Origin of the sequence: Bradyrhizobium sp. URHD0069, from assembly GCF_000701345.1 — a bacterium.
GTDB lineage: Bacteria > Pseudomonadota > Alphaproteobacteria > Rhizobiales > Xanthobacteraceae > Bradyrhizobium.
In genome coordinates this window covers 331,768-345,782 of record NZ_KL370775.1, presented here as the reverse complement: position 1 = coordinate 345,782, position 14,015 = coordinate 331,768, and the positions used below count along the sequence as shown (strand labels likewise).

The 14,015-nt window shown below is 61.4% G+C and carries 9 protein-coding genes and 1 pseudogene; 7 read left to right on the top strand and 3 right to left on the bottom strand.

All coding sequences use genetic code 11. The features are described 5' to 3' along the window. From N554_RS41625 to N554_RS0132165, 5 genes are all read left to right on the top strand, one after another. The coding region (locus tag N554_RS41625) for a hypothetical protein (protein ID WP_210165391.1) at positions 1-311 on the top strand (311 nt) is incomplete at its 5' end. A gap of 447 nt (positions 312-758) precedes the next feature. Beyond that, entirely contained in the window at positions 759-1,982 is a 1,224-nt protein-coding gene (locus tag N554_RS0132180; RefSeq protein WP_051677828.1) for a hypothetical protein, read from the top strand. 196 nt (positions 1,983-2,178) lie between these two features. Further along, complete coding sequence (locus tag N554_RS0132175; protein ID WP_029587198.1) at positions 2,179-2,700, top strand: hypothetical protein; 522 nt, start codon at positions 2,179-2,181, stop codon at positions 2,698-2,700. Positions 2,701-2,805: 105 nt separating this feature from the next. Beyond that, complete coding sequence (locus N554_RS0132170) at positions 2,806-4,596, top strand: type I secretion system permease/ATPase (protein WP_051677833.1); 1,791 nt, start codon at positions 2,806-2,808, stop codon at positions 4,594-4,596. Positions 4,597-4,733: 137 nt separating this feature from the next. Further along, complete coding sequence (locus N554_RS0132165; RefSeq protein ID WP_081851534.1) at positions 4,734-6,173, top strand: HlyD family type I secretion periplasmic adaptor subunit; 1,440 nt, start codon at positions 4,734-4,736, stop codon at positions 6,171-6,173. Positions 6,174-6,221: 48 nt separating this feature from the next. Here the strand turns inward: N554_RS0132165 and N554_RS0132160 are convergent, their stop codons facing one another. The 3 genes and pseudogenes from N554_RS0132160 to N554_RS0132145 form a co-directional block, all read right to left on the bottom strand. Continuing rightward, a complete protein-coding gene (locus N554_RS0132160; RefSeq protein ID WP_245283779.1) occupies positions 6,222-7,043 on the bottom strand; it encodes a response regulator transcription factor in 822 nt (273 codons plus the stop codon). Between the two features lie 1,162 nt (positions 7,044-8,205). Continuing rightward, positions 8,206-8,895, bottom strand: a pseudogene (locus N554_RS36880) (VOC family protein). 166 nt (positions 8,896-9,061) lie between these two features. After that, positions 9,062-10,735, bottom strand: coding sequence for a flavin-containing monooxygenase (locus N554_RS0132145; protein WP_029587193.1), 1,674 nt, complete (start codon positions 10,733-10,735; stop codon positions 9,062-9,064). A 330-nt stretch (positions 10,736-11,065) separates the two neighbouring features. On the opposite strand from N554_RS0132145, the gene N554_RS0132135 reads away from it, so the two are divergent. Next, positions 11,066-12,199: a nitronate monooxygenase gene (locus tag N554_RS0132135; RefSeq protein WP_029587192.1), complete on the top strand. Its 1,134-nt coding sequence runs from the start codon at positions 11,066-11,068 to the stop codon at positions 12,197-12,199. 126 nt (positions 12,200-12,325) lie between these two features. Then, positions 12,326-13,855, top strand: coding sequence for an acetyl-CoA acetyltransferase (locus N554_RS0132130; protein WP_371259542.1), 1,530 nt, complete (start codon positions 12,326-12,328; stop codon positions 13,853-13,855). Positions 13,856-14,015 lie beyond the last annotated feature (160 nt).

Here is a 14,015-nt window from a genome sequence, read left to right as displayed (position 1 = left end):
CCGCCTCGGAAGCCGGGACCGGCAAGTCCGCCTCGGAAGCCCGCACCGGCAACTCCGCCCCGGAAGCCAGGACCGGCAAGTCCGCCTCGGAAGCCGGGACCGCCAAGTCCGCCACGGAAGCCGGGACCGGCAAGTCCGCCTCGAAAACCACCACCCCCGAACCCGCCGCCGCGCATTCCTCCGCCGGCAAAGCCGCCTCCGCCGCCTCCAAATCCACCGCCCCCTCTAAACCCGCCCCCACCGCCTCCAAATCCGCCGCCCCCTCTGCCCCCACCGCCGCCCCTCTGCGCGTCGGCCGCTGTGGCGACTAGCATCACCACGACGAAGCTGATGGCTGCCAGAACGATCATCGCTTTGCGCACCATAACAACTACTCCTCTCCAGCGAACGCGACGGCCCTTGCTATGGGTCGCCGACAAGATAAATCATTGGAAGCGAGGAAGTTCGGAGGCGCCTTCGACTTATTGAACGGCGCGGAGATCGCGTGAGTGCCGCCAACTTCGGCGGCTGTTCCGCCGTCGTCATCGCAAACCCCTGATGGCCGTTCGCCGCGACGTCGGTGCAGGCGCCGACGCCTGTCTTGCCACTCGACAACGGACAACTACTCCACACCCGAACGGGCGTAGTCGATTTACCTCTAGCACCTGAACGCTCCAACCCGAATTGACGACTCGGCTTTTGGCTTGCCGAGGTGACATTGTTTCTTAAGGTCGGGAGGCGTCCGTCCCATCAGGCGCGATTTCGGTAGGGCAGCGGCCATGGATCTTCGGTATGTATCGGACGGCCTTCACCTCGATCGCAAAGATCTGTTCGGGCGCGAGGCGCCAGTTCCGTCGTGGCCTTCCACGGACTCCGGGCCGCTCTTCCAGATCCACACGGGAGATAACGGCGCCGGCAACGGCGGCGACGGCTCTTTTGCCGGAAGCCTGATCGACAGCGGCTACGCTGCATTCGAGCCGCTCAATATGGCGCAGGCGGGCACCCACGCGGCCGCCAACGCTCATCAGGCGAACATCGTGCTTTTTGATCAGTCGGCGAACCAGCTAGCCGGGACTGGCGGTGATGGCGGCGATTGGAATGCCGCGATGGGCGGAAGCGTCGGGATGTTCGGATCGCTCGGCTCCGGCGTGATCGCGACCGGAGACAACAGCGCCGGCAATGGTGGCGGTGGCCACTTCTCGGGGACTCTGGTGCACGCTCCTGTCGCGGTCTTTGATCCGATCAACATTGCAACGGCGGGTTTCCATGGCACCCCTGATGCTCATCAGTCGAATACAGCGCAGTTCTTCCAAGGCGCGTTCCAGGCAGCCGGGGGCGGCGGTCATGGCGGCGACGGCAATGCGGCGATCGGTGGAGACGCGTCTGTCTTCGGCGCTGGCGCGCCCGGTCACTCTATCGCCGGGGCTGGCCACAACTGGATTCCCTCCGATCTGATCGCAAGCGGTGGAAACCACGCCGGCGACGGCGGAGATGGATCCTTTTATGGCAGCATGGTTCACGCATCTTTCGCACTGTACTATCCGATCAATATCGCCGTGGCGGGATACAATTCCAACGCCCATGCCGACCAGACAAACAATGTGCAGTTCGATCAAGCTGCCTTTCAGATGGCCGGCGTCGGAGGAAACGGCGGAAGCGGCAATGCTGCGATTGGCGGAGACGCCGGCGCCCTCACCTCCATCCTCGGCTTAATCGGCTCTGACGTCATTGCGACAGGTGGCAACAGCGCTGGCTCCGGCGGCGACGGCCATTTCATGGGAAGTCTCACCGACGTCAACATAGCGATCTACGCTCCGATCAACATTGCCGTCGCCGGCTTCAATTCCACAGCCGACGCTCATCAGACCAACAACGTCCACTTCGATCAGAGCGCGATCCAGATCGCTGGAATCGGTGGTGATGGCGGCCACGGCAACGCGGCGTTTGGCGGCGATTTCGCCATGCACGTGCTGGCGGACCTTCACTTGCCGGACCATGCCTAGCGGCATTGGAGCCGCCCAGACTTCGGCGGCGAGACAGTAGCCTTTCGGGCGTACGCCGTTCCGATCGGGTGGCATCAGCTTTGGCATCTAGGTTTATCCGTTGCGCAAATCCAAATTGTTGCTGTCCAAATTTGGACGCACCGCGTGCAAACCAAATTAGCAAATCAAACAAATCAGGCAAATCAGGGAGACGCATATGGCAAGAGCATCATTTCCTTCCGACACGATCGCGATCAAGGACATTTCGACTGGCGGCAACAACGCCGGGAACGGTGGAGAGGGCCACAACTCGGGCAACATCAGCAGCCATCCGAACATCAGCTTCAACCCGTCCAATAAAGCTGATGGCGCCGACGTGGACGTCAAGACCGGCGATCAGGTTCACCAGAAGGCATACTGGGACGCCGGGGGCGCGAATGCGAAGGCGGAGTGGTTTGCGAAGGCCAACGGCGGAGAAGCCGAGTCGAATGGCGACCAGAAATCGTACAGCGGCCATAACACATCCGATGTGGATGCCACCACGACGGCCTATCAGACAAACTTCGTCCTCGCGGACCAGAGTCAGAGCGTGGCGGCCGGCATCGGGGGCAACGGCGGACATGACAGCACCGCGAAAGGTGGGGATGTCGACATCAAGGCCAGCATCGAGTCGGTGAACCTGAACGACGTGCTCAATAATTCCGGACACCATCCTGTTGATGATTACGGGCATGTCTGATCGGCGCTTATGAAGGCAGAGAACCGGCGGCCGAATGCCGCCGGTTCTCGGATGACGGGCGCGAAGGGTCGGACTTCAAATCTCTGGCGGGGAACCGCAATGCTGATGCCGACGCTCCCCCTGCAAACCATGTCACCGCCGCAGACGCCGCTGGAGGCGGCCTTGCGGGCTTGCGCGGGGTCGCTCGGACTCGTTTTCGCGTATAGCTGCAGCTACAATCTGCTTCTTCTCGCGCCTTCCATCTATCTGCTTCAGATCTATGATCGCGTCCTGTCGAGCCGCAGCGGCGATACGCTCCTGATGCTGACGCTGATCGTTGCGTTTGCCGTCGTGGTTGGCGGAGTGCTCGACGCATTGCGTCGCGCCGCATTGGGCCGGATTGGCGAGTGGCTTGAAGATCAACTCCATCCGGCAGTGCTGTCCGCTTGCTTCGAATACGCCCATCGAGCCGATCAGGTGCGCGCATCGGAGGCCTATCGCGATCTTGCGACCCTGCGTCAGTTTGCTCAGTCCGGAGCATGCCCGATGCTGTTTGACGTGCTCTGGTCGCCGCTCTTCCTCGCCGTTCTCTTTCTCGTGCATCCTTTGCTGGGGACGATCGGCGTGGTCAGTGCGCTTCTTCTGTTCGGCCTCGGATTTGCCGGCGACTTCATCACTGAAGGCCCGCTGGCGCGGTCAGTGGCAGCCCTGACGAGGAGCCATGGACGGTTCGGCATGGTTGTCGGAAACGTCCACGTGATCAGGGCCATGGGAATGCTCGACGGCGCCGCCCGGCTCGTCCACCAGGCTGCACAGGATGCGAGGAGCGAGCACGAGGTGGCTCAGCGCCGCAATGAGATGGTCACGCTGATCTCCAAACCGGTGCGGGCGCTGGCGCAGGTTCTGATCATGGGCTCCGCCGCGTGGCTCGTCCTCGAACAAAGCAGAAGTCCCGCCATCATCTTTGCCACGATCCTGTTGTTCGGACGCGCGCTCGCTCCCGTTGAAGGGGCAATTGCAGCCTGGAAGGCGTTCGCGATGGCCTCAGCGGCCTACCGCCGGCTCAACGGAGTCATGGCCGCCGTCACTCCGGTTGCGAACATCAGGGCCCTCTCGGACAGGCCGAAGGGCAGCCTCATCGTCGACAACGTTGGCGCCGTCCTGCCAGGATCGGGCCATGTGATGCTCAAGAGTGCGTCGTTCCGTCTCGCACCCGGTGAATGCCTCGGCATCATTGGTCCATCCGGCTCCGGCAAATCCACGCTCGGCAAAATCATCGCTGGAATTTCTGCTCCGACGGCAGGTTCCGTCCGGCTCGATAGCATCGACGTTTTAACCGTGCGAGATTCGGGCGGCGGTCGGCGCCTCGGATATCTGCCGCAGGATATTGACCTGGTCGGAGAGACGGTGAAGGACATCATTGCGCGGCTGGACGATGCCGATTTGCAGGACGTCGTTGAAGCAGCAAAGCTGGCCGGCCTTCATGAGACAATCGTTCGGCTGCCGCAGTCGTATGATACGGTCGTCATTGGCGGAGGGGCCAATCTCTCGCGTGGGTTTCGCCAGCGGCTCGGCCTTGCGCGGGCATTTTTTGGCGACCCGCACCTCGTGGTCCTCGACGAGCCGAACGCCAGCCTGGACCACCTCGGCGAGTGCGTGCTGTTCGAGGCCATCGAGCGGATGAAGGCAGCCAATACGACGGTAATCATCATCACCCACCGGATCGGGATCCTCGCCGCAACCAACAAGATTGCCATCATGCAGGGCGGCGCAGTCAGCGCATTCGGTGACAGCAAGGAAATCTTCGAGAGGTATTTGACGCGTCCTCAAGCCGTCTTGCGCGAACCTGCGCCGCCGCATCCGAACCAGGCGAGCGAGAGCAGCGTTGGCGCCTCACCGCGACCGATATTGCCGTGATCCGCAGCAAACATTTTCGCCATCTCCCGGATCGCGTGACAACTGCATTCGCGCGCGTCGCGATCTGGGAGATTCCACGGCGTTTGCGATCGGCGCCAGCGGCGCTGTGCGACCGGCTTCGCGATGTCACCCGGACGATGCGAGAGCCGCGTTGGCGCCTCCCCGCAACCGAACTTGCCGTCATCCCCAGCAATGATTTTCACTATCCCCCTGATCTCATGAAAACTGCAATCGCTCGCGTCGCGGCTTGGCAGGTTCCACGACGTTTGGGGTCGGCACCGCCCGCGCTCCACGACCGGCTGCGCGGTGTCACCCGGACAGGAAACCTGCTGGTGTGCTGCTTTGTCGTGGGCCTCGGCGCCTGGTCGACCTTCGCGCCCCTCGATAGCGCTGCGATTGCTTTCGGCACCGTCGAATCCGAGTCGAGCCGAAAGACGATCCAACACCTTGAGGGCGGCATCATCAGGGAAATTCTGGTCGCGGACGGTGATGTTGTCCGCGCGGGACAAATACTGATCTCGTTGGAGGACACCAAGGCCCGCGCCGAAGCCCAGAGCCTGCAAGGCCAGATGTGGGACGCGACGGCACGAGAAGCACGGCTGCAGGCGGAACAGCACGGGCACGAGCGCGTGTCGTTTCCAGTCAGTTTGGAGATGGCGAAGAACGAGAGTCCGTCAGTCGCGGCCATCCTTGCGGCCCAGCAAAGCATCTTCGAAACGCGCCGGCTGGTCTTTCAATCGCAAACCGCGGTAAATCGGGAAAGAAGATCGCAAGTCGAAAAGGAAATCGAGGGCCTCAGGGCGCAGGAAAGCGCGGTCTCGAAGCGCGTCGAAATCGTCCGCGAGGAAGTAGCTACGGTCGCCAATCTCGTTAATAAGGGCTTGGAGCGGCGCCCGCGCCTTCTGAACCTCGAGCGGGAAATGGCTGATATCGAGGGGCGGCGGGGCGAGATCACCGCACAAATTTCTCGCGCCGCGCAGGTCATCAGCGAATCGCAGGCAACTCTCCTCAAATTGGAGAGCGACCGGCACAACGAGATCGCGCAATCGTTGCGCGAGGCACAAAACCAAATTTATCAAATACGCGAGCGGCTACAGGCGGCCCATGATCAGCTCTTGCGCACGGAGGTCAAGGCGCCCGAGGACGGCGTGGTAACCGACCTGCGGATCCATACCCCCGGCGGCGTAATCGGCGCCGGCGCACCTCTCATGGATCTGGTCCCCCGGCAGGATCGTCTCATCGTGTCTGCGCGCCTCAGGCCCGAGGACATCGATGTGGTCCGCCCCGGGCTGAGCGCCGAGGTGAATCTCCTGCCATACAACCAGCGCCGCGTACCACGGCTTAAGGGAACCGTGATGCATGTCTCTGCCGACCGGCTTGTCGATAAGCGCACCGACCAGCCATACTACGCCACGAAGATTCGAGTGCAGGATCCATTGATCGCTGCGATCGACGGTGTCCAGATTATTCCGGGAATGCCGACCCAGGTGTTCATCAAGACTGGCCACGGGACCGTGGCACTCTACGCCCTCAGACCACTGCTCGACAGCTTCAACAGGGCGTTCCGCGAGGATTGAGCTGCGACCAACATGGCGAGCAAAGCAGCCTTCAAGAAGATGAAGGCACTAGCGTGCGTGACCGTTATGACCGGATAATCGTTCGCTCCAGCGAACCACCGCCTCGGTGCGGTTACGAGCGGAACACTTCCGCATGATATGCTGAATATGCATTTTTACGGTGTTCTCCGAAAGCTTGAGCTTGACGGCAATCAGCTTATTGGGAAGGCCCAGCTTCAGCGCCGCGAGCACGTGTTGCTCGCGGGGCGTAAGATCGACCATGGTCCTCTCGGGCATAATCTTGCTGGCGCCGCTACTGTCGTGGACAACGGATAGCTCGGGAGGCCCGGTGTATGCCGGCATCTTATTGAGGTTCGATGCTTCATCTTGTCCAATAATCGGCAGTGGACGGTAGACCCCACCGGCAAGAACCAGGCGCAATCCGGCGATCGCGACCTCGACTGGAATCGAGGTCGGAAAAAAACCACGGACTCCCCGTTGCATCGCCGCTGAGGCGGTGGCCTCGTCGTTGCGATTTGACAACAGCGCAACGTACGCATTCGGATAGGATTCTGCGAGGAGCGCGAGCGTACGCTCGATCGAAGGATCAGTGACCTCCTTGTCCCCGATATTCAGCGCGATCAAGCGGACATCTCTTCCTGATAGCCAGTTCAGGCCACTCGTCGTTGCCATTTCGACGATTTCGAATCCGGCGAGCTCTCTGTTGAGAATACTGAGGATGCAGGTACGCGCCAGGACGTGATGCTCGATGATGACGAGCACCGGCAATTTTTGCGATCCGCTAATTGGCACTGCAGGATTGGGAGAATCGTCCATGATATCTCCGATTTCAGAGAAAGACTGAACCGCTGTACTAGCTTGGATTTCCATGGATCAAAATTTGCGTCACGCAATCTGCTACGATTGCCTTCTCGTTCGCGACATTGCTCTCGATTTCAAGCTCCTGCGCAGGAGCGTCGTCAGCGGACCCTTCTGGTCCATGGCAGGCAACAAATTTCAGCAACGGCTCGGTTGTTCCAGACTAGAGCCTTTTCCGTTTCGATAGAATCGAAACGGGGTTCTAGATTCTTGATTTGACGCGTTTTCTTGACGCGAACCGGTCTCCACTTCGCTTGAAAACGCTCTATTTGCAAATGTTGCGATACGCGGTCGCCGCCGCTGAACCAGCGGGGCCATCGACGACGTATGCATCATCATCCTTCACGAGATATAGAAACGGCCTATCTCCGGTATCTTCACCCGACGCTGTCTTTCCTTTGACGCGCCCGCAAATGGTGTCGACGGATCGCCCGAACGTATTTTTTCGGATCGCTCGCTTCATCTCACCGAACTCGGCAGACGCCGGGTCCTCCAACTTCGCAGCGATCGTGGTCTTCGCCTTTATAATGACTGGATCGGACGTCTCAGCGGGCGGACCGGACGCCGGAGGCTCGACTTTCGTTGCGACCGCGGACTTCGCCTCTTTCGTGGCGAGATGGGCCTTATCGCGGACGTGAGCAGGCGACGGCTTTTCCGTCTTCGCCGCGATCGTCGACTTGACTCTTGCTGTCGCGGAATTGGCGTTCAATGACGCTGGCTTCGCTTCAATCGGCTGCGTGGCCGCCACCCCGCCGAAACAGGGCAACCCGTTCGCGTTTGTGCACGCTTCCATGCTTACTTGCGGCGGCAAAAGACAGCTACAGCCGGCCAAGGTCGCGGCCAGAGCGCCAATGAAAAGCGTTCTCATGCAAATCCCTCATCAGGGGCTGAGTTCCGCTCGCAATTCTTGCGATGATTAAATGTTGTTGTTGATTGTCCATCTGTTGCGCAAAAGTATTAAATGCTTCTTAAACGCCCGGCCTTCGTCGCGGCAAGCTTGCGCATAGTTAATGTCGGCCCATCACAGTTCCGCTGTAGGTGAGCAGCTTATGCCGCGGGTCGGGCCACGCTGCTCAACAGGTCGATATTTTACCCCACCTTCAGCGTCATCATGTCCTTGCTGATTATCGTTGCGTTTGCGAGGCCACATCTTGCCTCCCGTCGTAGCCGCTGCTCATGACGGCAGCTCCTTGCCGGCCTGCTCCCGGACGATGTATTCGGCGTACCAATCCGGCCAGTCCGCATCGTGCTGGCCGGTCCGCTTCTCGTGCTCGCCGTGCGCGGCCTCCGCACGTCGGAGCGCGGTCGCGAACTCAGTCGAAGAGGTGAATGTGGTGTCGTCGGCGTCCACGCGTCCGGGCAATCGCGCGGTGACTTCCTGAAACAGCCAGCCGTTGCCGTCGGGATCTTTGAACGAGGCGTACGAGCGGTAGCTGCGGTGGTCGGGATCCGGACCGCTAACCCGGACCCGCCCAAACAGGTAGGGTTCGTCCGTGCCAGCGTGCACGTCGCCGGCGTCGTGGAACACCTTGCTGATCTCGACGCCGCGACTGAGCAGCTAGTCGCGGGCGGCCTCGATGTCGGAGACGATCAGGTACAGTCCCTGGGCGGAGCCGGGTGCCGCCGCGGTCACGTTCTTGCCGAAGATGACCGAGCACCCGGAGCCTGGCGGCGTGAACTGGATCACGCGGAAGTCGTCACCGGCGGCGAAGTCGGCGTCGAGCCTCCAACCCAAGCCGCCATAAAAGCGCTTGGCGCGATCGACGTCCGAAACAGGAATGACGATGACCTCAAGCTTCATGTCGACCGTCCGCGCTCTCGGGGTCTCGATTGCAGTTTCGCCGCGCGCCTGAGTACTACTCATGTCGAACTCCTTAGGTTTGAGGGCTTCTCCGAGTTGTGTGGACCGAGGCAAGGCTCGGCTGGTCCGGTTGGTGCGTCATGAGATTCGCGCAGAAGCCGGGAAACTGCCCAGTTATGCGTTGTTGGATGTGAGCTGTCAGCGGCGCAGTTGCGCCGCCGGGCGCGCCTCAGGATGACGCTGCGATCTTCTGCGGCTGCTCCGCCGCCGTCATCGCAAAGCCCTCATAGCCCTTGGCCGCGACGTTGTTGCAGATCTGGCGATAGGCGCCGACGCCGCCGATATAGGGCATGAAGATCTGCGGCTTGCCCGGGATGTTGGCGCCCATGTACCAGGAATTGGCCTGCGGATAGAGCGTGGTATGGGCGACCTCATTGACGTGCGCGACCCAGTTGTCCTCGGCGTTCTTCTGCGCTTCCATGCTATCGAGGCCGCGGTCGCGCATGTAAGCGATGCAGTCGGTGATCCAGTCGACGTGCTGCTCGATCGAGACGATCATATTGCTCAGCACCGACGGACTGCCGGGGCCGGTGATGATGAACAGGTTGGGGAAGCCTGCGCTCATCAGGCCGAGATAGGTTTTGGGGCCTTCGGCCCATTTCTGGTTGAGCGTCTGACCATTGCGGCCGCCGATGTCGATCTTGGCCACTGAACCCGTCATCGCGTCGAAGCCGGTTGCCAGCACCAGTGCATCGACTTCGTAATCCTTAGCCCGCGTGCGCACGGCGTTCGGCAATATCTCTTCAATCGGATCGGACCTGATATCGACCAGCGTCACATTCGGACGATTGAATGTCGCGAAATAGTCGGTATCGACGCAAATGCGCTTCGACCCGATCGGATGATTGTTGGGTTGCAGCAGCTTTGCCGTTTGCGGGTTCTTGACGATTTCGGCGATCTTTGCGCGGACGAAATCGGCGGCGGTGTCGTTGGCCGCCTTGTCGAGCGCCAGGTTGTTATAGACCGACATGAACGTAAGGCCGCCGCGCGCCCAGCGCGATTCGTATCTGGCGCGGCGCTCGTTGTCGCCATCGTCGAGCGCGCCGCGATCGGGCATATCGGTGTAGATGCCGTTGCGCGCCTCTTCACGGGCAAAGCGCCTGATTTCCGGATATTTCGCGCGAAACGCCTCGCGCTCTTCTGATGTCAGCGGCGCATTGCGGGCGGGAATGGAAAAGTTCGCGGTGCGCTGAAACACCGTGAGATGGTTCGCCTGCTCGGCAATGACAGGCACTGACTGGATCCCCGACGAGCCGGTGCCGATCAAAGCGACGCGCTGGCCCGTAAAGTCCACCGGCTCATGCGGCCAATGGCCGGTGTGATAAACCCTGCCCTTGAAGTCAGAAAGCCCCTTGATGTCAGGCATGCGCGCATTCGAGAGGCAGCCGGTGGCGAGAACGACGTACTTCGCCGTCACAGACTTGCCGTCGGACGTGATCACCGACCACATATTGGCAGTTTCGTCGAAGCTGGCCCGATCGACGCGGGTATTGAGTTGAATATCCGGCCGTAAATTGAACCGGTCGGCAACGTGGTTGGCGTATTTCAGAATCTCTGGCTGCGGCGCGTAGCGCTCGCTCCAGTCCCATTCCTGCTGCAGCTCATCCGAGAACGAATAGGAATACTGCATGCTCTCGACATCGCAGCGCGCGCCGGGATAGCGGTTCCAATACCAGGTGCCGCCGACATCGCCACCCTGTTCATACACCCGGACCGCCAATCCCAGCCCGCGCAGTCTGTGCAGCATGTACATGCCCGCAAAACCTGCGCCGACCACGACGACATCATAGGTCTCGGCAACTGCCGAGTGGCTCTTGCCGGATATGGATTGCAAGGCGGACATTCGCACTCCCTTGAAATTCTTTTCGTGTTGCCGGCTAGCATTCTACCCGCGGCGCGAAAGCGCAAGAGACAAAACGGAGCTTCCGGGCCGCATATTTTACGACGTGGAATGTTCGTCCCTCATGGTGAGGAGGCGCGCTTGCGCCGTCTCGAACCATGAGGCGCCCGTGTGGCCCATCCTTCGAGACGCGGCCTGAAGGCCGCTCCTCAGGATGAGGTCGAAGGCCCGCTTGGCATGCACACCCGTGATGCGCTAGCGTCAACGGAGAAGTCGCAACTTTCAAACGATAATAAGTAGCACCAAAAGCTGCCGCAGGGAGTGAGCGCAATCATGAAATCGCCGATCTGCGACATGCTGGGAATTGAATTTCCCCTGCTGGCCTTCAGCCATTGCCGCGACGTGGTCGCGGCAGTCAGCCGCGCTGGAGGTTTCGGCGTGCTCGGTGCCACCTCGCATTCGCCTCAATCCATCGAGCAGGAATTGAAATGGATCGACGATCATGTCGACGGCAAGCCCTATGGGCTCGACGTGCTGATCCCCGAAAACATTTCGACCGCAGGCGAGAAGGACGTCAGCTGGAAAAGCCTGGAAGCGCGGATTTCACCCGAACATCGCGCGTTCACCCGCAACCTCCTGAAGAAATACGGTGTCGAACTGACGACGACGAACGTTGCCGACGACCAGCCGCAGCCGTTCGACCCGCAACGCGCGCTGGAAGTTCTCGAGGCCTCGTTCCGGCATCCTATCCGGCTGATCGCCAACGCGCTGGGCGTGCCGCCGAAGGCGATGATCGAGATGGGCAACAAGCACGGCGTACCGGTCGCGGCATTGGTCGGCGCCAAGGAGCATGCGCTGCGCCAGGTCGCGGCCGGCGTCGATATCCTCGTCGTGCAGGGCACCGAGGCCGGCGGCCATTGCGGCGAGGTCTCGACCATGGTGCTGGTGCCCGAGGTGATCAAGGCGATCAAGCCGATCCGCGACGTGCCGGTATTGGCCGCAGGCGGCATCATGACCGGACGCCAGATGGCGGCGTGCATGGCGATGGGCGCCGCCGGCGTCTGGACCGGCTCGGTGTGGCTGGCCACCGTCGAATCCGAGACCACGGAAATCTTCCGCGAAAAGATGATCGCGGCCTCCTCGCGCGACGCCGTCCGCTCAAGGGGCCGCACCGGAAAGCCGGCGCGCCAGTTGCGCTCGGTCTGGACCGATGCGTGGGACCGCGGACCCGACAGCCCCGGCGCGCTGCCGATGCCGCTGCAGAGCATCATCAGCCGCGACGCGTTCAATTCCATCGATCGCTCCGCGGCCGGCGGCAATAAGCAGGCGCGCGATCTCGTCAGCTACTTCGTCGGTCAAGGGGTCGGCCTGATCGACAGCGTGAAGTCCGCGGGCGCCGTGGTGCAGGAGTTCAAGGAAGATTTTGTCGAGGCGGTGGAGCACATGAACACGCTGGTGGCGGAGTAAAGTGATCCTCATGGTGAGAGTTTGTGAATGTATCTCCGACCTCATCCTGAGGAACGCGCCTTGCGCGCTCCTCAGGATGAGGTCTGCGTTGTGAGAAGGTGAAAATAAAAGCGCAATGAGAAAAATATGAGCACAATGATAGACCCAACTTCCCCCATCTCAGACGACCGTATCCCGGTTATTGTCGGCGTCGGCGAAATCATCGATCGTCCGAAGGAGATCGCCTCGGGCCGCGAGCCCCTCGCCTTGCTGGAAGAAGCGCTCAGGCGCGCCGAGCAGGACAGCGGCGCCAAATTGCTTGGCGAGATCGGGTCGCTCGACATCGTCAATTTCCTGAGCTGGCGCTACCGCGATCCCCAGATTCAGCTCTCCGAGCGTCTCGGCATCAAGCCTAAGCGCGCCTATTACGGTCCGGTCGGCGGCGAAAGTCCGATCCGCTATCTGCATGAAGCGGCACAACGGATCGCGCGCGGCGAATGCAGCGTCGCCGCGGTCTGCGGCGCTGAGGCACAAAGTACCGCGACCAAGGCCGAACGCGCCGGCGTCGATCTGCCATGGACGCCATTCGCGCATGATGTGCCGGAGCCGAAGCGCGGCGCCGCGTTTCAAAAGCCGATGGCCGTGAAGCTCGACGTATTCAGGCCCGTGACGGTTTATCCATTCTACGAAGCGGCAACCTCGGCGCATTGGGGCCAGACCCCGCGCGAGGCGATGGCGGAATCCGGCCAGTTGTGGTCGACCTATTCAAATGTCGCGTCGCAAAATCCCAACGCCTGGCTGAAGCGACGCTTCACATCAGACGAAATCACGCGGCCGACCGCGGACAACCGACTGATCGCCTGGCCCTATACCAAGCTGATGGTAGCCAATCCAACCGTCAACATGGGCGCGGCAGTGCTGATGACCAGCCTTGCGAAAGCGCGAGCTGCTGGTATTGCCGAGGATCGCCTCGTTCACATCTGGGGCGGCGCGTCAGCGGAAGAGCCGCGGGATTATCTGACCCGCGACCAGTTTTTCGAAAGCCACCCGCAGAACGCCGTGCTCAAGGCCGTCATGGATCTGGTCGGCGGCGATGGCAGGTCGTTCGATGCGATCGAACTCTATAGCTGCTTTCCCTGCGTGCCGAAAATGGCGCGACGGACGCTGGGGCTCGGCGCCGACGTGCAGCCGACCGTGACCGGCGGCCTGACGTTCTTCGGCGCGCCGCTCAACACCTACATGACGCATGCGGCCTGCGCGATGGTGCGCAAACTCCGCAACGGCGCCAAGCTCGGCCTGCTCTACGGCCAGGGCGGTTTTGTCACGAAGCATCATGGGCTGGTGCTGTCGCGGCAGGCGCCGCAGCACGCGTTGACACAGGATGCCAGCGTGCAGGCTGAGGCGGATCGGCATCGCCGCCCCGTGCCCGACTTCGTCACCGAAGCCGAGGGCAAGGGCTCGGTCGAAAGCTTCACCGTGATTTACGCGCGAAATGGCGAGGTCGACCACGGCGTAGTGATGCTGCGGACCTCAGACAATGCGCGTGCGCTGGCGCGGGTACCGGCGCATGATCGCGCGACGCTGGCGCATCTTACGAACATGGACCGCACGCCGGTCGGATCCTCCGGCGACATCGTCACGGCGGACGACGGCGTGCTGGAGTGGCGACACCTCTAGCCCGTCATACCCGCGAAAGCGGGTGTCCATTAATCGCAGCCGCCCGAGGTTCAATACGTCCGCCGCGGCAGACTGGATCGTCCGGTCAAGCCGGACGATGACAGCAGAAATTGTGGACTTCGCTCCAGACCCCTCTCCCCGAAAAACGGGCAAGGCCAAA